The sequence below is a fragment of the Thermostilla marina genome, from assembly GCF_054657455.1.
On sequence record NZ_BAAHYR010000001.1, the window covers coordinates 4,449,951 to 4,468,919 of the forward strand.

At 61.3% G+C, this 18,969-nt stretch carries 17 protein-coding genes; 6 read left to right on the forward strand and 11 right to left on the reverse strand.

The genetic code is table 11. The features are described from left to right. Positions 1 to 67: 67 nt before the first annotated feature. Positions 68 to 397 carry an Hpt domain-containing protein gene (locus ACYQ2I_RS16075; protein WP_460168050.1) on the reverse strand — a complete coding sequence of 110 codons (330 nt, stop codon included), beginning with the start codon at positions 395 to 397 and terminating at the stop codon, positions 68 to 70. A gap of 579 nt (positions 398 to 976) precedes the next feature. Between ACYQ2I_RS16075 and ACYQ2I_RS16080 the strand changes: the two genes are divergently transcribed. Next, a complete protein-coding gene (locus ACYQ2I_RS16080; RefSeq protein WP_460168051.1) occupies positions 977 to 1,531 on the forward strand; it encodes a keratin-like protein in 555 nt (184 codons plus the stop codon). 273 nt (positions 1,532 to 1,804) lie between these two features. Here ACYQ2I_RS16080 and ACYQ2I_RS16085 read toward each other — a convergent pair whose 3' ends face one another. The 4 genes from ACYQ2I_RS16085 to ACYQ2I_RS16100 form a co-directional block, all read right to left on the reverse strand. After that, entirely contained in the window at positions 1,805 to 3,349 is a 1,545-nt protein-coding gene (locus ACYQ2I_RS16085) for a GAP1-N2 domain-containing protein (RefSeq protein ID WP_460168052.1), read from the reverse strand. A gap of 158 nt (positions 3,350 to 3,507) precedes the next feature. Beyond that, complete coding sequence (locus ACYQ2I_RS16090) at positions 3,508 to 4,419, reverse strand: TRAFAC clade GTPase domain-containing protein (RefSeq protein WP_460168053.1); 912 nt, start codon at positions 4,417 to 4,419, stop codon at positions 3,508 to 3,510. Further along, positions 4,416 to 5,639 carry a formylglycine-generating enzyme family protein gene (locus ACYQ2I_RS16095; RefSeq protein WP_460168054.1) on the reverse strand — a complete coding sequence of 408 codons (1,224 nt, stop codon included), beginning with the start codon at positions 5,637 to 5,639 and terminating at the stop codon, positions 4,416 to 4,418. Before ACYQ2I_RS16095 ends, ACYQ2I_RS16090 begins: the two co-directional genes overlap by 4 nt. A 40-nt stretch (positions 5,640 to 5,679) precedes the next feature. Beyond that, a complete protein-coding gene (locus ACYQ2I_RS16100) occupies positions 5,680 to 6,732 on the reverse strand; it encodes a hypothetical protein (protein WP_460168055.1) in 1,053 nt (350 codons plus the stop codon). Positions 6,733 to 7,364: 632 nt separating this feature from the next. On the opposite strand from ACYQ2I_RS16100, the gene ACYQ2I_RS16105 reads away from it, so the two are divergent. Next, positions 7,365 to 10,403, forward strand: coding sequence for a YCF48-related protein (locus ACYQ2I_RS16105; protein WP_460168056.1), 3,039 nt, complete (start codon positions 7,365 to 7,367; stop codon positions 10,401 to 10,403). Positions 10,404 to 10,435: 32 nt separating this feature from the next. Here the strand turns inward: ACYQ2I_RS16105 and ACYQ2I_RS16110 are convergent, their stop codons facing one another. Then, positions 10,436 to 11,896 (reverse strand): sulfatase-like hydrolase/transferase, encoded by a 1,461-nt coding sequence (locus ACYQ2I_RS16110; RefSeq protein ID WP_460168057.1) that lies wholly within the window; start codon positions 11,894 to 11,896, stop codon positions 10,436 to 10,438. A gap of 395 nt (positions 11,897 to 12,291) precedes the next feature. Between ACYQ2I_RS16110 and ACYQ2I_RS16115 the strand changes: the two genes are divergently transcribed. From ACYQ2I_RS16115 to ACYQ2I_RS16125, 3 genes are all read left to right on the forward strand, one after another. Beyond that, on the forward strand, positions 12,292 to 12,870 hold the full coding sequence (locus ACYQ2I_RS16115; RefSeq protein WP_460168058.1) for a hypothetical protein: 579 nt from the start codon (positions 12,292 to 12,294) through the stop codon (positions 12,868 to 12,870). A gap of 217 nt (positions 12,871 to 13,087) precedes the next feature. Further along, the gene (tmk, locus tag ACYQ2I_RS16120) at positions 13,088 to 13,708 is read left to right on the forward strand and encodes a dTMP kinase (RefSeq protein ID WP_460168059.1); all 621 of its coding nucleotides are present in this window, start codon (positions 13,088 to 13,090) and stop codon (positions 13,706 to 13,708) included. A gap of 16 nt (positions 13,709 to 13,724) precedes the next feature. Beyond that, positions 13,725 to 14,795, forward strand: a complete 1,071-nt coding sequence (locus ACYQ2I_RS16125; protein WP_460168060.1) for a DNA polymerase III subunit — start codon at positions 13,725 to 13,727, stop codon at positions 14,793 to 14,795. Between the two features lie 25 nt (positions 14,796 to 14,820). Here the strand turns inward: ACYQ2I_RS16125 and ACYQ2I_RS16130 are convergent, their stop codons facing one another. Both ACYQ2I_RS16130 and ACYQ2I_RS16135 read right to left on the reverse strand, forming a co-directional pair. Beyond that, the gene (locus ACYQ2I_RS16130; protein WP_460168061.1) at positions 14,821 to 15,249 is read right to left on the reverse strand and encodes a secondary thiamine-phosphate synthase enzyme YjbQ; all 429 of its coding nucleotides are present in this window, start codon (positions 15,247 to 15,249) and stop codon (positions 14,821 to 14,823) included. Positions 15,250 to 15,509: 260 nt separating this feature from the next. Beyond that, positions 15,510 to 15,755: a hypothetical protein gene (locus ACYQ2I_RS16135; RefSeq protein WP_460168062.1), complete on the reverse strand. Its 246-nt coding sequence runs from the start codon at positions 15,753 to 15,755 to the stop codon at positions 15,510 to 15,512. A gap of 387 nt (positions 15,756 to 16,142) precedes the next feature. On the opposite strand from ACYQ2I_RS16135, the gene ACYQ2I_RS16140 reads away from it, so the two are divergent. After that, positions 16,143 to 16,358, forward strand: coding sequence for a hypothetical protein (locus ACYQ2I_RS16140; RefSeq protein WP_460168063.1), 216 nt, complete (start codon positions 16,143 to 16,145; stop codon positions 16,356 to 16,358). A gap of 210 nt (positions 16,359 to 16,568) precedes the next feature. Here the strand turns inward: ACYQ2I_RS16140 and ACYQ2I_RS16145 are convergent, their stop codons facing one another. From ACYQ2I_RS16145 to ACYQ2I_RS16155, 3 genes are all read right to left on the reverse strand, one after another. Then, entirely contained in the window at positions 16,569 to 16,769 is a 201-nt protein-coding gene (locus ACYQ2I_RS16145) for a carbon storage regulator (RefSeq protein WP_460168064.1), read from the reverse strand. A gap of 551 nt (positions 16,770 to 17,320) precedes the next feature. Then, entirely contained in the window at positions 17,321 to 17,626 is a 306-nt protein-coding gene (locus ACYQ2I_RS16150; protein WP_460168065.1) for a hypothetical protein, read from the reverse strand. 337 nt (positions 17,627 to 17,963) lie between these two features. Then, on the reverse strand, positions 17,964 to 18,908 hold the full coding sequence (locus ACYQ2I_RS16155) for a DUF6807 domain-containing protein (protein ID WP_460168066.1): 945 nt from the start codon (positions 18,906 to 18,908) through the stop codon (positions 17,964 to 17,966). Between the last annotated feature and the right edge of the window lie 61 nt (positions 18,909 to 18,969).

The following is an 18,969-nucleotide window of genomic DNA, read 5'->3' on the forward strand; positions in this document are numbered from 1 at the left end:
TTACCCAGGCTGAGACGTCTTCCGGCCCGTCGGCGTGCGTCGCCTACGACCGGAACCTTGAGGAATTCTATTTCGGCGCACCCGCCCTGGCGCGACGACACAAATCGATCAACGATTCAAAGAGCGCCGAGACGTTTTCTTCGGACGGAGCGCGGCGCAGACAATCTTCCAGCGCGGCTGCCGCGAATGTGATCGGTTCGAAACCGTAACTGCCCGCCGCACCTTTGAGCTGATGCGTCACCTTGCGGAGCTCTTCCCAGTCTTTGGCTTCGTAGTACTCGTTCAATGTTCGCATGCGATCGGGCATTTCTTCGACGAACATTTCCACGAGTTCGCCCAAATCCGGATCGTCTCCATATGTCGAATACAGCGGTTCGTCGATTTGCTGTACAGTCATGTTCCCATCACCCTCGTTTCCAGAAGCATCGTTCAAGATCGTTTCGCGATTCGTGCATTGGCAACCGAACGGGGAGTTCGGCATCCGGTCGCAAGATCGGCTTTCATCCAAACATAGCTCACATCTCGTGGGGTGCGAGAAGCAGACTTCTTCTACCCATTCCCCTCTGCCGGTAATCCCAACTTGTCTCCTGCACAATTGCCAGCACCCGTATTTTTCGCCGGCAGATCATCCGATCCAATCCGATAATTTTTCCTTCCGAGGCTTGCTTTTGGATGTCTCACGGGGCATGATAGTGGTGAGATTAGCGGTAGGACCGACTCAAAGCCCCCACTTTCCTGCCAACACCTTCCCTTGCCACAACAACCTTCCTAACCGCTACAACCCGCCTATCGGCTTCAGTTCCGAGCACCAGCACAGCTGGACCAAAGTCCGCCGAGAAGACAGCAAAAATAGGACGTCTAGCTAATCGCCGAAATCTAGCAAGACGATACACACAGCTAGGATAGCGTCGATTAGGCGTCCTGTGGATGTGTTCGAACGTTCCCAGTTTTCCTTCGTTAAAGGAGAGTGTTTCCGATGAAGCGTACTGCCCTCCTGTCGGTGGCGGCGGTTGCCGCGGCATTTGTCTTCGCCGCTTCGGCAAACGCCGGTTTGTTCCACAAGGCTTGTTGTCAGCCTGCATGTGCTCCGGCTTGCGAGCCTGCCTGTGAACCCGCTTGTGAACCGGCCTGCGAGCCCGCTTGCGATCCGTGCTGCCGTCCGGGACTCTTGGCCCGCATTAAGGCCCGCTGCGCTGCCAAGCGTGCGTGCTGCGCGCCCGCCTGCGAACCGGCTTGCGAACCGGCCTGTGAACCCGCTTGTGAACCGGCCTGCGAGCCCGCTTGCGATCCGTGCTGCCGTCCGGGACTCTTGGCCCGCATCAAGGCCCGCTGCGCTGCCAAGCGTGCGTGCTGCGAACCCGCCTGCGAACCGGCTTGCGAGCCTGCCTGCGAACCGGCCTGCGAGCCCGCTTGCGATCCGTGCTGCCGCCCGGGACTCTTGGCCCGCATCAAGGCTCACTGCGCTGCCAAGCGAGCCTGCTGCGCTCCGGCTTGTGAGCCCGCTTGCGAACCGGCTTGCGGTTGCAACTGAGAAAAATGACGATCATTCGCTTCCGCTGTTGGGAACCGGCGACCCCGTCGATCATCGACCGCAGGCATGCGGAGCCACGAAAAACAAATAATCGGCCCGCCCCGGCATGATCCGACATCCTGATTGCCGCTCTCCCACAAGCGGCGGCAAGCCACCATCGGGCAACCCGTCGCTTCCGATGAAGCGAACACGTGAAACGAAATGAGAAAGGGCGTCTCGATCGTGAGACGCCCTTTTCGCGTTCTTGCTTGCGCGGTTTGCGAGGCGCGTCTGCTACCAACGTCCGTCGAACAGCAATTCGGCCACGTTCAATGCGCGGAACGCTGTTTCGAGGCCGGCCTCATCTTCCTCGGCCAAGCCCCGCTCCCACACGCCGGCGGCGAACCGCAAATATTGTGCACAGGCTTCGGCCAGCAACTCCATTCCCAACTCGTCTCGAATCTGCGGCCACACCGAGAAAAGCCGTCGTGTCGCCTCATCGTCCCCCTTGATCGCCTCAAATACCAAGTCATCGAGGAATTCGAGTCGCTCGATGACCCACGGATCATCGGGACGCGGCTTCGCACGCGGCGCCGCATCGATCCGCGGCTCGGCCGCCAGAGCGAGATTTCCCGCAGTGGGCGATTCGGCCGGACGACGGGCGGTCGCGCGCGGCAGTGTCGCGTTCATGTTTACATCGTCGGGCATGGAGGCATCTCCCGGACACGCAGATTCCCATCCATCCTCTGTTTCCGGTGTCGTCCCTTCGGCCAGACACAGGCGACACGTACCGGGTTCACCATCCGGCCTCGGGAGCCGCTCGCAGTCGTCGTCTCCCGATGCGAAGGGATTTCGATCGTCACGCCCTATGTCGACGGAACGTATAGGCCTGGGAGACTGTGCATCGTATCGAGCCCCCACCGACTCCCCGGCGGACGGTTCTCCAATCGTCTCTTGCAGCACGTCGCGGGCCCACGTTTCGAACGCCGCAGGATCACAGTCATCGACCAACCGCAAACGCCGATAAAGCGTTTTCAACGCGATCAATCGAGGTCGGCGCAAGAAGCGATCGAGGAACCGCGCCCACGGGTGCGACAATGTCAGCCCCTCGGGCGGCTCGGCGGTAATATCCAGCACCTGAAAACCGTAGCGACGTTGGAGAACTCCGGCGTCGGCGCTGCCGCGGACGGTCGTGATCAGCCGAAACGGCCGTTGCACCGAAAATCGTAGCCCCGTCGAAAAGCTCACCAGCGGTCGCCACGGAGGCGGCAACAGATGTAATAGTGCAGCGACCCACTTGTCGAGATATTCCGCCCCGGCGACGGCGACGGGCACGTCGGTCGTCAGCAACAGCTCGGCCGCGATCGGAAACCACCCCCCACCGAAACGATGCATTGCCCGCTCGACGCACGGCACGTCGAGATCGGCCGCTCGTCCCAAAATGCGAATCGGTTCCAGCACGCGCGGAACCCGGTCGTACAAGCGTAACGCCTCGGAGGCGATCGCGGCGTTGATCAACGCAAAAGGATTGTTGGCGAACTTGCGCAACACGGGCGGGTCGACGATCAAGTACTGCGTGTAGAGTCGGCCGCCGCCTCGCCCGCTATACTCGCTTCCGTGGATCAAACTGCGGCTGACGGCGTACTTTCCACTCGGCAAGGGATGAAAGTTGACACTTGCACGCTCGACGTGCGGCGCCAAGCCGTCATGCGACGGTCCCCAGGTGGCCAGCGCGCGCAAATCCTGTTCCTCGATTCCCCGGCTTGCTCCCACAAGCTGGTAACCGAGGCGCGTATCCGTTTCGGCCGAAGTGAAAACCGCCTGTTCCACGAATTCCATGATTTCCGCCGTTCCCGGAAGAGAAGCTATCGAAACTGCCCCGAACACCGCCGACCGAACCGCTCTCGGCGATCGGTCCGATCGAACGGTGACGTATCCATGGTGATGTTCGGCCGCTGCCGGCCTCGCAATCGGCGGACGGGCATCGACCGCCGTATCTATTTGAGCCCCTCGAGCAACCAGAAGAACGGCTCGACGATGCCGTGCGGTTCGATTCTCAAGGGAACGAATGTTTTTCCGTCGTTGGGGCTGACGTGCCAGGCGCACGCGCCGGTGACCGTGGCTGCAAAAAACTTGCTGTTGGGAAACCGCTCCTTGGCCTGTTGCCACAAGCCGGTCGCCCGTGATTGTGCGAAGCCCACCGGATCGCGCAGGCATTCATCACATTGGTCGGCCTTGGTGAACACGAAAGCGACGGGCTTCTTCCGCCACGCTTTGGCATTGCCGCCGGCGGCGAGTTCTGCCAGGTAACCGGCCAGCTTCATCGTGAAGTATTCTTGGTTGCGGTTGCCTTCCTTGATCTTGGCGGCGTCGATCAACACGATCGCGGCGGTGGCTTTCTGCATGTAGTTGGCGATCGCCTTGTAGGTGTTCGGGTGATCGACCTCTTCGAGCAAGGCCTCTCCGGCCATGTCGGGAATGATGAGGTTGATCGGTTGGCGACGTCGCGGACGGCGAATTTCGCAGTGCACCCAATGCCATCGGTCCGGTTCGTTCGGCGTCTTGGCCGGAAACCGACATCGCGCCAAAGCGGCAATCGTCGTCTGCTGGAGGGTGATCGAAAACGCCCCGCGGGCGAGAAGCTGGATACGGTTCGGCTGCCGCGACAGCATGTCCATCAGCATGCCGAGGTACACCGTTTTGCCTACGCCGCTGGCCCCGATCATGGCGACCAATTGCGGGTCGCGGCTGCTGGAGGCGGCCTGATGAGCCAACGCGATCGGCGCACCGCAATACCGGCAGAACTCGGCATCGAAGTTGTTTTGCCCCTCGCAAATGTAGCAATCGACCGGGCGGGAATACTCCGCCAAGCGGTACGACTCGAGAGGTACGATCACGCCCTTGGTCATGCCGGAATCTCCTCGGTCGCTTCGTCGGCGATGTCGGCGTCGATCTCGACGTCGTCTTCTCCCATCTGCGCGGCATCGCCGGGATACGCAAGGACGATGTCGGCAATGCCCAACGCACAGCGGAAGCCGATGTTGTGTTTCCTCGCGGTGGGACGATCTCCGCTTTGGAACTGGCAGGTTGCTTGACTATCGAAGTAGGTATCGAACGCCCCACCGCGAATGCTCTTCATCGGGCACGGCAACTGGATTTCGCCGTCTTCGGTGTCGAAGGGGCGATAGTCGCTCCAGGTCCATTCCCACACGTTGCCGACGAGTTGGTACACGCCGCCCACGCTCACGCCCGAGGCGAATTGGTCGACCGACACGATTCGCCCCGGCCCTTGGCCCCAAATGTTCGCTCGTCGCGGCTCCATCGAATCACCCCACGGATACCGTCGTTGCACGCGACTACCGTCGGGCAAAGTAACCGGCCAACTCGCGGCCTTGACCCATTCGGCATCGGTAGGAAGGCGTTTGCCCGCCCATCGGGCGTAAGCACAGGCCTCGTACCAATTGACACCGACTACCGGATGATCCTCCTCACCCGGCTCGTAACACCCGTGCTTCCAAAACGCCGGACCGGGGTGCCCGGTTTGATCGACGAAATCGAGGACGGCCGGCAAGATGGTCGGATCCCACAACGCCGCCTGTTCGTATCCGCCCGCCAACACAAACTCGCGATATTGGGCGTTCGTGACCGGATAACGATCGAGAAAGAAATGCCGCACGCGAACCACGCGTCGCGACCGCGGAACCGGCTCGTCGTCGTCCAACGAATCGGTAGGGATTTCCAGGGTCCGAATGAGCGTCACTTCCCCATCGGGAACGAGGGCCATGTTTTCTTCCAGGGCCTCCCGAGCACGCTCGAATTGTTCTTTGCTCAAATTCTCGGCCAATTGCCGTCGCAACAACAGGGCGAACCGCCCCTGCCCCAATAACAGGCGAACGAGGCTCTCGGGATCCGACGGCTCACCCGGTTGGGGTTCGGCCGAACTGCTCGCTCCCGTGGGCCGAAACGGCCTGTTGCGATTCTTGCGAGTCAGTCCCCACAAACCGAATCCGACGGCGATCGCGCCGCCCCCGCCGAGCAGCGGGGTCCCGGCCAGGCATCCCCAGCCCAGCGCCGCGGCACCGCCGGCGATCGTCGTCAGTGCCGGCCATTTTGCATATCCGACGCCCATACGCGTTCTCCGTCAGGCAACGACCTGCCCCGATGTCGTATCAACCGGTGTTGTTTCGTCTTCTACGGGAAAGATCTTTTTGCAGGATCTCAAACTGGGCGGAAACCGATTCGAGCACGGGATCGACCGATCCGCCGGAGGCCACCGCCCGCGTCCGCTCCTGTTCTTCGTAACCGACGACGCGAGGATGCGACTGACCTGCAGCTTCGTACTCGCCGGGTGCGCCGGTGTCGATCTGGCGGTCGAGCAACACTTCCATCAGTCGCCGCAAGCGTTTCAGCTCGCCCGACCAATGCGAACGCTCCTCGGCCATCTGTCGCCGCTGTTCCGAGAGCATGTCGAGCAACTCGGCGGCACGGTTGCGGACGACTTCCAGCTCGGTCTCCAACGCGATACGGTCTTGCTCCGCCGCCGAAAGTTCTTCTTCCAAACGGCGCAATTTGGCTTCCAACTCGCGGACGGTTTCGTCCTGCTCGCCGTTGCCGCGATCGGCGAGCATTTCGGACCAGCGTCGATCGAGATCCGCCAACGTATCTTGCAGCTCGCCTTTCAGGCTGCGGACCTCTTCCGGCACCCCCCCTAGGCGAGATAGTTCTTCTTTGAGTTGCGTGAGGATTTCGCCGCCCGTTTGCTGCTCGCCCAACAATTCGCGGATCTGCTCGGCAATACGTTCCGCGTCGGCCGATCCGCCCGCCTCGGGCAACGATTCGAGTCTTTTTCCGACCTCTTCCCACCTGGCGAGCAAACCTTCGATCCGCGCCAGGGCTTCCTGGCCGCCTTCGCCGATCTCCGGCAGCACGGCTTCGCGTTCGAGCAGCTTGCGGCGTTTTTCGGCCAACTCCTGTTCGAGCTGCTCCAACCGTTGTTCGCGTTCGCGGAGGGCCTCCTCGCGACGACGCAAGGCCTCCTCGCCCTCTCGCTGCTGCGACCACCATTGACGCTGCCTTTCCAAGAGATCCAACGAGACTCGTTCGAGCCGATCGAACCACTCGACCAGCGCGTGGTTGAACTCGTCCTGCCCCGCCGCGAACTCGCTCAAACAACGGCGGAGTTCGTCGGTATCGATGTGTTGTACGAGTGTTTCGTCAGGCACGGCGCTGTCCTTGCTTTGTCGAAACGCCGAACGCACGCAGCCGCCGGCTGTTTCGGCGTCTATCATTCCCTTCGCCTGCCGCATCGCACTGCGAGCATGCCCGCGCGTCGTGTAACCGCGAACGTCCGTACGTCGCCGTGACGAGTCGGGATTTCGCTATCGAAGGTCGAAAACCCTCGCGCAATGCAGGCGAGGTCGAAGGATGATCAATCGCACGAATATCGTCAGTTGGCGGTCTTCCTGGATGAGCCGACTCGGACCGAAGCGTTTCGGTCCGCGAAAACCGCCGGGAAAAGGGCCGAAGCGTCACCGACTCAATCGCCGCGCAACACTCCGGCTACCAAACTCTAGGTCAGAGTGCGGCCGGTTGCAAACGACGAGGCGACACGGACTTCTTCGCCCCCTGACAAGAGGCCGCACAACCCCACATCGACCGATCGTTCTGCGTCGCCACGTTCGGGTTACACCGATTTTGCAGGCAACAAGGAAAGCGGCGAGGCCGCGCTTTTCCTCTCTCGACTGCCCTTTTTTCGTGTACCGCCGATGCAGTGTTTTCGCGTACAATCGATCGTCGCTAACGACGGACGTTCGATGTCGAGCTTGGACGACTCGACACCCCACGGAGGACGAAGATGGAATTGCGGCGAACCGGCCCCTCATCATCGGTACCGGCCCCCGTCATGACGATCATGCGGTCGTCGGCGTGGACGGCCGTTTTCCTTGCCGCTGCGGCGACTTGCCCGGTCGATTCCCTTCTCCAGGCCGCCACAATCCCGCCGAACAACGGTGAATTGTGGCAACACGACGCCGCTCTGCACGATGTGGTCTTTCGGGGAAGCCGCGGTTGGGCCGTCGGTGAACACGGCACGATCCGGCATACTTCCGACGGCAAAAACTGGGAGTTCCAGGAATCCGGTGTCCAGGCCTCGTTGCGGTCGGTTTACTTTCTCGACGAAAGGACCGGCTGGGCGGCGGGCGGAGAAGTTCTCCCCGGCTCGCACGTTTCTACCGGAATCGTCCTCAAAACCGACGACGGCGGCCGAACCTGGACACCCGTCGCGCGCGGAAGCACACCGCTGATTCTCAAGATCGGATTCTTCGACGCCGGTCGTGGATGGGCGGTGACCGCCCCCGGACCGATCGCGCCGGTCGGTCTGTTCTTGACCACCGACGGCGGTCGCACTTGGGTCCCCGCCCAGGCCGAGAACGAAGCCGTCGCCCGCACGGCGGCTTTTTGGCGTCCCGATCTGGGGATGATCGCCGGAAACAACGGCTTTGTAAGCATCGTCGCCGGGGATCGGATCGTGCTCGCGCAAACCGGCGGATTGCGACAAGTCGTTCGTGACATTCGATTACTGCCGCCCGCTTACGGCTGGCTGGCCGGCGATCGAGGGCTGATCCGCGTGACCGCCGACGCCGGTCGCAGTTGGCAAGTGCCCGCGGGCCCGTTGCCCGACGGCGTCGAATCGCTCATCGACTTCCGCACGATCACGGCCGTCGGTGCAAGCGTGTGGGCGGCCGGATCCCCCGGTTCGGTCGTCCTGACCAGTCACGATATAGGACAATCGTGGAAGCTTGTCCCTACCGGAGTGTCCGCCGCGATCCGCAAATTGTTTTTTATCGATGAGAAGACCGGCTGGGCGGTCGGCGAGTTGGGGACGATCTTGAAGACCGATGACGGCGGCGAGTCGTGGACGCCGGTCGCTGCCGGAGGTACGCACGCGGCTCTCCTGTGCTTTGCCGCTTCGCCCGACCAAATCGCCTGGCAGTTGCCCGCCCGGTACGCGGCGGAAGACGGCTATCTCACGGCGGTCGCCGTCCTCGCCGATCGGCCTGCGGGTACCGGGTCGCGAACCGATCTCGTGCTGCGTGCCGAAGCGGCCGCCGCCGAAACGGGCGTCTCGGCGTTCGATGTCGTTCCCGGTTTCGCCGTCGACGACGATGCCCTGTACCGCTCACCCGACGACGTGTTGCGCGAATGGGACCTTTCGCACGACGGTCGTGCACGCCAATGGGTTTCGGCCGATTTGGTGCGGGCGATCCGCACCTGGCGTCCCGAGGTCGTCGTCTACCGTCGATCCGATCCGACGCGTCACGATCCGATCGGGCACTTGCTGGAACAGCTCGTACCCGACGCCGTACGCCAAGCCGGCGATCCCTCGGCATTCGCCGAACAGATCACCCTCACGCGATTACGTGCGTGGCAACCCAAGCGCGTATTCGCTATTACGACGATCGGCGATCGTGGCGACATCCCCCTTGCGCCCGAGGAATTCTTGCCTCACCGCGAAACGACGCTCGGCGACTTGGCGGCGCGAGCCGAAAGCCTACTTCACGTACCGCCGGACGTCGCACACAAGACTGTCTACTTGCAACGCGAAACGGCAGACGCCTCGTTCCCTCCAGCGGCGAGTCACCCCTTCGCCGGATTGGCGCTCGCTCCCGGAGGCGGCGCTCGCCGGTTGTGGCGCGAAATCGATCCGAACACTTTGGCCGAAGCCCAACGTCGTGCGGCCGCACGGCGGCGCAGTGATGCCGTGTTGACCTCGGCGGCAGCCGGCAAGATCGAACCGGTATCACTGCCCGCCCAACTCGAAATCGTCGTCGGCGATCTACCCGGCGATGCGGCAGCCGAGCGGCTATTGCGGCTGGCGGATCTATTGGCCGAACGCAATCAGTGGGATGCAGCCGTCGAGGTGCTCCATTCCGCTGCATCACGTTGCCGTGAAACGACCTATTATCCGATCATCGTCGAACGGCTGATTCAGATGCAGGCATCAGGCGAAATCCGGGCACAGCGTCGGTTGGCCGATCGGGTCGTCGGCCCGGGCGGTTCCGCACCGGCAATCGACGGCCCCGACACGTTCCTCGATCAAGCCGACAGGTGGAAGTCGCAGCTCGGCCGCGAATCGTCTCTGTGGGGGGCTTCGCCGCAGATACGTTTCCCTCTGGCGGCCGTGGCAAGACAACGCGGCTACCCTGCCGACGCCGAAAAACTTCTCTTGCCTTTCGGTTACCGTCCGGCGAACGATCCTTGGCGCGCCTGCGCACTGGCCGAACGTTGGACGCCCGCCGAGCAAACACCGCCGCCGAAGCCGCTGATCTTGGTTTCGCGAATGCAAACCAAGCCCTATCTCGACGGAAAAGCCGACGAGCCCGATTGGGGCCCGCCGATCACACTGGCCCCTGCCTCCGGCCACGAGGGACCGACGGCCGTCCTGCGTTTTGCCTATGACGAGGCGTTCCTTTACCTGTACGCAGAATGCCCGAAAGCGCCGACAGTCGTCTATCCGCCCGACGACGACCGGCCGCGCCGACGCGACGTCGATGCCTCGCGGCTGGATCGCATCGAGTGGATGATCGATCTCGACCGGGACTACTGCACGTGGTATTTACTGGCGGTCGATTGCCGGGGATATCCGCACGACGCCCTATGGCGTTTCACAAGCTGGAATCCCGACTGGTTCATTGCCGTCGACCGGCAAACCGATCGTTGGCGGGTGGAAGCCGCGATCCCCTTCGAGGCGATCACGGCCGATTTTCCGCAATCGGGCGCCGCCTGGGCGATGGGCGTTCGGCGAATCATCCCCGGCTGGGGAATCGAATCGTTCGTCGAAACCGAACGGGCGACGATCACTCCCGCAATGTTCGGAATCTTTCAGTTTCAGTAGCCGAACGGAAATTCGACCGCCTTTTCAGAAGCTCAGAACTCGGCGGCGGGCGGTTTGCGGAACTGATCCGTTCGCTCGGCCGCCCATTGTTCCTCCGCCTGTCGCAGCATGAACATCGGCCGCTCCAAGGTGACTTCCCAGGCGAACAACTTCTTGAAGAGCCGTTGCACGATTTCAGGGTGCGTCGCGGCAAGGTTGTGCTGCTCGCCCGGATCTTCGGCCAAATTGAACAACTCGGCAGGCCGGTCGGGGTACCGCAACAATTTCCAATCGCCGTCGCGAATCGCAGCACGCACGTCTTTCTTCCAATACAACGTTTCGTGCGGTCGGCCTTGCTTTTCGCCCAACAAGTACGGCAACAAGTCGACGCCGTCCAACTCGGCATCGGCAGGAATCACGCCGCCCGCGGCCGATACGAAGGTCGGCAACAAATCGAGTGCCGAAGCCGGTTCGTCGTAATCGACGCCCTTCGGTAGTCGATTCGGCCAGGTCATCACACACGGCACCCGAATTCCACCTTCCAGCAAGGTCGCCTTCACGCCCGCAAACGGGTAGTTGCACGAAGCGTTCCGGTCGCTGGGCCCACCGTTGTCGTTCGTAAACACGATCAGCGTGTTTTCGTAGACGCCCGCTTCCTTCAACTTCTCGATGATGCGACCGCACGCCCGATCCAAAGCGAGATTCATTTGCGCGAGTGTTCGCCGCTTACCTTCCAATTCAGAAAACGCGTCGGCGTCGTGCGAATCCACCTGCATGGGCAGATGCACGGCATTGAAGGCCACGTAAGCGAAGAAAGGACGATCGCGGTTTCGCTCAATGAAGGCACAAGCCTCGTCGGCGAGGGCCGCGGTGAGATATTTTTCGGGCTCTTCGAAGTTTCGGAATCCTCGTTCCAGCCAACGCTGCGACCCGGCCTGTTCGTACATGGCGCCACGATAAGCAAAGTAGCTGCGGGCGCCGCCGCGAAAACCGTAGAACTCATCGAATCCGCGTTTGGTCGGATGATATCGATCGGTCCCGCCGAGATGCCATTTGCCGAACGCAGCCGTCCGATACCCCAGGTCGTGCAGGTAGTCGGCCATCGTCCGCAGGTTGGTCGGCAAGCCCATTTCTTCGTCCAGGTAGGCGCTGTTGGGGCTCATGATGCCGGGTACGTTGTTCTCTTCGAAACCGAATCGCTGCTGGTACCGACCGGTCATCAATCCCGCGCGCGACGGCCCGCATACCGAGGCCGTCATGTAAAACTGCGTGAAGCGCACACCGTCGGCGGCCAATCGGTCCAGATGCGGCGTTTTCATCTGGCGACTGCCTTGAAAACCGAAGTCGGCATAGCCTGCATCGTCGGAAAACAGAACGACGATGTTCGGAGGCGAAACCTTGCCTTCGGCTGCCTGCGCTGCAGGAGATGCGACCGCTGCGCCCCACACGATTGCCGCGCCTAGTCCGATCCACGCAATCACATGCCTCGCCCCTTGTTGCAATGTAAACACCATTCACCCATCCTCCACATGACAAAAAGGCCTCGAAACGAAGGCCCTCCCGTTTCCATGATCCTAAGCACGCGCGTCGCCCGTCACAAGAAACAATCGCCGCGTTTCGGCAACGAATCTGGTTGCAATCGGGCGCGGTATCGCTATGCTAACGTTTGCGGTCGACAATACGCGAAACGTGATCTTTCCGATTTTTTCCTTCGATTCGCCCCACCCGCAGGAAGCGATGCCGCATGGGCGGCTTCTCGATAGTCGACATCACGTCCCCGTTGGGGGAAGGACACAGTGCGACCGTATTTGTTCAGAACTGTTGTGACGCCGGAACCTCGGACGGCTCACGTTTGAGGTCGTTGCCCGGCGTGTTTTCCACTTCCGTCTCTCGCAGGAGGAGAGGAGCGATGCGAAGGTTTTTCATGCTTGTGGGGTTGATGCTTGGGTTGAGCGTGATGTTGGGCTGCCCGAAACCGGCAGATCAAGGCGGCGCAACCGATGAACAACCGGCCGCCACGACCACCGACCAAGAGTCGAGCGACACGACGACCGCAGAACCAGCCACCGAAGCGGCGACGGACGAATCGGCACCGACCACGCCCGATACCGGCGGCACGACCGACGAGGCCGAAGCCCCGGTGCCGCCGCCGGAAACGCCCGCCCCGATGGTCGAGTTCCCGGCCCAACCCGAACCACCCGCCCAACCCGCCGAACAACCCGCGCCGGAACAACCGGCGGCAGAACCCACGGCCGAGCAGCCCGCAGCCGAGCAGCCCGCGGAACAACCGGCCGAACAACCTGCGGCTGAGCAACCTGCGGAACAACCGGCCGAGCAGCCGGCAGCCGAAGCTCCGGCCGAACAGCCTTCGGAACAACCTGCCGCGGAACAGCCCGCCGAGCAACCGGCTGAACAGCCCGCAGAACAGCCGGCCGAAGAACAACCCGCAGAGCAGCCCGCCCCGGCGGAAGGCGCCTCGGGCAACTAAAGGGCGCTCGACGAGTGCGTGAAATCGCCGTTACGAATGAACGGAGGGGGAAAGACGATCGTCCTGCCCCCTCTTTTGTTTTTTCTTGCATAGGGCGATTCCGACTCGGCGCGCTATTTCAGTCGCCTCGCTTGCCTCCTACAATGGGCGATTTACGGGAAGCAGGTAAATGACGGCTCGTCAAGCGAGTGCGAAGATTTCATGTAGGGATCGGCGGATGTTCATCACCATCGAGGGGGGCGACGGTACGGGAAAGAGCACGCAGGTGCAGCGGCTTGTCGCGCGCCTTTCCTCGCTCGGCTGCGACGTGGTCGCCTGCCGCGATCCCGGCAGCACGCCGTTGGGTGAGGCGGTCCGCGAGCTGATCCTTCACCGAATCGAAATCGACGTCTCGGCGCGTGCAGAAATGCTGTTGTACATGGCCGCCCGCGCCCAATTGGTCGACGCGATCATCCGCCCGGCACTCGAAGCGCGAAAGACGGTCATCTCCGATCGCTTTCTGCTTTCCAACGTCGTCTATCAGGGGTATGGTGGAGGACTGGAGATCGACGCCTTGTGGCAGGTCGGCAAGACCGCGATCGGCGGCATCTTCCCCGATTTGGTGATCGTCCTCGACCTCGATGTCGATCAGGCGATGCGGCGGAACGGACCGGCCGAAGATCGCCTGGAACGCCGCGGTCCCGAGTACCATCGGCGCGTGCGGGAAGGCTTTCTCCGCGAGGCCGAACGCCTGGGCGATTCGGCGGTCGTGCTCTCGGCCGCAGGCTCGATCGACGAGGTTCATCACGCGATCTGGCAAGTCCTGCTCGAGCGCGGGCTGGTACGCGATTTCGCTTGACACCCCGGATGCACCCATGGCTTGGCACGGCATCGAAGGCCACGACGAGATTGCGGCACGCTTTCGGCGGGCGATTGCGCGCGGACGGCTGGCCAGCACGTTCTTGTTCGTGGGTCCCCCGGGCATCGGGAAGCGGATGTTCGCCGATCGACTGGCCCAAGCCCTCCTGTGCGAAACACGGCCCGAAACCGAATTCGATCCGTGCGAAACGTGCCCGGCATGCAAACAGATCGCCGCGGCCTCGCATCCGGACTTTCTGGCGATCGAATGCCCGCCGGATCGGTCGAATATTCCGATCGACCTGTTGATCGGCGACAAGGACCATCGCGGCGAGTCGGGCATCATTCACCATCTTTCGCTGCGCCCGCACAGCAAGAAACGCAAGATCGCCGTCATCGATGATGCCGATCTGCTGGCGGTGGAAGGGGTAAACGCCCTGCTCAAGACGCTCGAAGAACCGCCGCCGGGTTCGGTGTTGATCTTGATCGGCACGTCCCCCGCCCGGCAGTTGCCCACGATTCGATCCCGATGCCAGTTGATCCGGTTTCGTCCGCTCGCCCCGGCGGTCGTCGAAAAGATCCTGTTGGAAAAGGAACTTGTCGGCGATCCGGAATTGGCTCGTTCTCTTTCGCAGTACTGCGGAGGAAGCGTTCGTTGGGCGATGGAACTGGCCGATCCCGAACTATGGGATTTCGTCGAGCAGCTCTTCGCGGCGTTTGCCGAGGTACGAATCGACGTGCCGCGCCGGGTCGAGGCCGTACGGGAATTCGTGGACAAGGCCGGAAGCCAAGCCGTCGACAAACGCGCGCGGCTGCGGCAGGTCCTCTTGTTTTCAGCCCGCTTCTACCGAAACTTGGCCGGTTTCTTGGAAGGCGAAGACACGTTGTCCGATCCGCTTTTCTCACCACCGGTCAAGAAGGCCGCCGGTCGCTGGCCGGCCGATGCCGTCGTCGCCGTCGGATGTGCCGAACGTTGCCTCACGGCGTTGGAGCAGGTCGATCGCTACGCGAACCAGCAAATCCTCATTCACGCCTGGCTGGAAGACCTCGACCGGATGATCGCCCGCCGCGCGAGCTTCATTTTGTAGCCGACAACGGGTCCAAGACGCCCTTTTACCGCTTGCGCACGCCGTACAAGGTCACGACCAGTTTACGACTGCCCGCCCGACGCCGGTGTTCACACAGAAAGATGCCTTGCCAGGTGCCAAGCATCAGCTTGCCGCGGGCGACGGGTACCGTTACTTCGCAGCCCAACAGCGAGTTCTTTCCGTGGGCGGGCATATCGTCCCGACCTTCGATCGTATGACGATACGGGAAATCCTCGGGCGCCACGTGGTCCATCAGGCGATCCAAATCGTCCGGCACGTCCGGATCGGCGCTCTCATTGATCGTCAGCGAGGCCGAGGTGTGGCGGATGAACACGTGCAACAACCCCGTCTCGAACTCCGAAATCTCGGGCACGGCCTCGACGATTCGACGCGTGATCGGATGGAACCCCTTTGACATTGCGGGCAATGACAACTCGCGTTGGACAAATTCCATCGCGTCAACTCCTCTTCCGTATTTCGCGCCGATCGCGGCATGCGGCGCTGTGTTTCGATGCGTCACGATATGTGAGTATACGGAGGAGACGATTCCCCCAGAAAGGTGTTTCCGCGGGCATTCCGGACGGCTACAATGACGACACTTCGCTGCCCCGTCTCAAAAGTTGTCGTATTCACGTCGGCCAATCCCAGGGGAGTCGCAAACCGGTGAGCTGCAAACATCTCAAAGAATTGTTCGAGCTGTGCGAGCGGAACCATCTACAATTCAGCAGTAGCGAGCTGATCCGCATCGTGTGCCCGCAGTGCGGCGTCGAGGAAACGTGCCCCTCCATGCAGGATGCAGAATACGAACAGCGCCACCCAGATAACACCGAATCGACCGATACACCAGCCGAATCTTAGCCCCCCTTTAAGGGCATATTTTTCAGCCGACAAACGGCTGAATCCCAAAATCCCTGAAAATTCGCGGCCGCGCGAACCGAGTATGGATTTCGTCGTATCCATTTTTTGTGCGGGGCGTGAGACAACGAGGCGATTTCGCCACAGTACACAAAGCAAAGCGCAAACTGTGGCGCGTCAATGACCTTCGTAACTCGAGCCCCGAACAAAGGTTGGAAAAAACGTCGGAATTTGGTATTGACTCGCCGACACAACCGTGCATAATGGAACGCCTGACCTGTGGCGGCTTCCCGTACGCCCGATGGGCGTCGGCTCTCAAGTGACGCCGGGAGCAGGTTGAATCGCAGCGAAGAGTCTTTCTCCCGGCGGGTTCCGATTCGGTTTTTCTCGAGGGCGGTCACCGTCTTCGCTCATCGAGACCCGAGCGGACCCGGTACATATACGGCAATTGGGTGCATGTCGAATCGTTTGTTTGCAGAGGAGTGAGGTAGAATGCGCAACGTTTTTGACGCCATCATGGAGAACGGGCACGATGAGGACTTCACGCCCGTGGAAACCGAGGAGTTTGTCCCCACGGACGCTCCTGCGGGTTCCCGGGCGAAAATCGAGGTCTTGGCCGAACGCGTCCGCAAGGGGCTGCCCCTGTGGCATCCTCTCGACCGCACCGACTACAGCGGACTGAGCGGCCGTCTGAACATCGGCGAATAGTCCGTTCTACGCCTGTCCGAGGCTAGCTGCTCCTCTACATCTTCCTACGCGTCTCGATCGCCTCGGAAAGCTCTCTTGCCAAGAAAACGCAAACCGCCGGGGAGGGACTGTCCTCTCCCGGCGGTATTTCGTTTGCCGTTCCCACCGGCGCCGCTCGGCATCGACCATTGCCACTCGATCGCCGGATCGGTGCCTCATTCCATACGCGTCTTATCCGGCCGCTTTCAGTTTCGGTGGCTCACCGCTGTCCTTCTCGCGAGGAAAGGCTTCCAGTTCGTCACGTAATATGGGCACGTCGGGGGGAGCCTCGATACCCAACCGCACGCGATCGCCTCCGACGCGAACGACCGTCACGACGATCGAGTCTCCCAACCGAATCCGTTCGTTTTCCTTCCGAGAGAGTACAAGCACGGTTTCTCCTCCTTGTTGAATCTGTATATATGTATACCAGGCTGCGGCTTGGCGTCAAGGCCGCTTAACGTGATGCGCCGCGGGCGGTCGTATCGCCCTTCCCCCGGCGGCACGCCATCCCGTCGACGACGTTCCCGTTCCTCGACACATTCGATCGCTTAGGGCCCTGTGGCGATCGTCTTCCCCCGGGCGGCGAAAGGGGATCGCCGAAGCCGCATCGCGGGGGCCGGACACCGCGGGTCGGCCGGCGATTTCCCGTCGAGGTAATCGTCGTGAATGCTCGGAACGCCGTCTCGTCCAAACACAGCGGCGGGCATCGACGTTCGATTTCTTGCGCAACTCGCGAAATGGGTCGATCGAATCGTCGCACTGCGTTCGGTGGATGCACGTGCCGCCGCCGACATCGGCGCGGCGCCGTTCGCCGTTGAGCGTCCTTACCTGTCAAACCTCCTTGCCTGGTCGATACCCAATTCTCGTGCGACTCATCGTCGCGTTTCGGCCTGCCCGCTCGGTCCGATCCGGCGGGTCCCGCAGGCCATGCGTCGTGCCCCCTATGCAGCATGCACGGCGGGCTCCTGTAAGGCCGGTGATTCAGCCAACTGAACCACCAAGAAACGCTCCCCAGTGGAGCCGTAAAAGAGGATCTGGTTCTGTTCGGTCTCCCAGATCGCCGTCAGCTTCACGGCACGAGGACCGTGAACGCAAAAGAAGATCCCGCACGGTTTCCCCTTCCGAAAGAGCATCCGCTCCGTCATGGGAAAGTAGTCGGGCTGAAGAAAGTCGTGTTCACAAAGCGTGTGGTAAACATATTCTCGAAGTTCCTCGATCGTGGTCAGGCGGGCACAAGGTCGGCTCATCTTCGGCGCATTCTCCCTAGCTGCATGATATTGGACAAACTAGCCAATGCAGTGAGAATACTGCAAAAAGGAAATCTGCTGACAACACACACTATCGGCAAGATAGGGCCATTATCTTCGCGATTGTCTCCCGGTTTTGCGAAGTTTGCACGCTTTGGAATTTGTAGGCGTTTTGAAGTCCTTAGCCAAAAAGAGAGAACCAGCGAATGTAGCTGCCGTACGAAAATCTTTTCGTTTCTGACAAAAAACCCCGGCAGGCGGCTACCTGCCGGGGTTCACGATTTCGTACGAAGGTTTTGCTTGCGCAAATCGTCCGCGAATCGCCCCGAAAAGGACACTATTTGGCGGTCTTCGCGTAGGCGTCGAACTCGTCGGCGATCTTGCCCTCGCTCACGTCGCCTTTGTGCAACACGACTCGATAATAGAGCGAAATCGGCTTGGCCGGTGAAACGGTGTACGAACCGTCGACCTCGGTCGAGCCGACGAAGTCGTGCCATCCGAACGGATTCGCCGCAAATAGCCCGTAGGTTCGGACGTGCCAGTACGTCGGAAATCGGAAACTGTCGGGGTGATTCAAGATCGCGATACCGAGTGTTTCTCCCTCGACGGGACCGTAGTAATCAACCCAGGCAGCGCGCTTCCCCCAGGCCTCTCGGTCCTTCTGACCGTTACTGTTGACGATATGGCCCCCCAGACCGGCGTCGACCTTCATCGTGCCGGGCACTCGAATACCGAACGATCCCTCTTTGGTATCACCGAATTTCACCGGTTCTCCGACGGCCTTCAGAACGATGTCGAAGTCGATGTAACGCTTGCCGTCGGCATCCCAAATGCGAATGGTCCGTTCGTCTTCGAGCAGTTTCTTGCCCTCGGGGGTGATCCAGTCGTTGACCGTTTGAATGACGGCGGCTTTTCCGCCTTCGAGACGGAGAAACTCCCGATGCTTCACGTATCCCGCTTCGTCGGTCGATTCCCAAAAGCTCGTTCCGCCGACGCTTCCGTGCGTAAACCAAAGGGACTTGTGGTGCGGATGATCCTGCTTTTCGTTGGGGCCTTTCGCCATCGGCCACGCGCGAGTCATAGACTTCCCCGTGGGACCGATAATCGGCCACAGAATCGGCTTGTGACCGACGTCGATCAGGTAATTCGTGACGAGCTTTCCGTCGCAAGTGACGGTCGCTCCGTGATCGGTCTTCTCGACGCGAAACTCACCTGCCGAAACCGCCGCCGAACCGAACAGCATGGCGGCAACGATCGTCGCCCACGCGCATACCCGACTCATGAAAGCTACTCCTTTTTGGTAAGACCGGTGCCACTCACACCGCCTCGACGATTCACCCGAA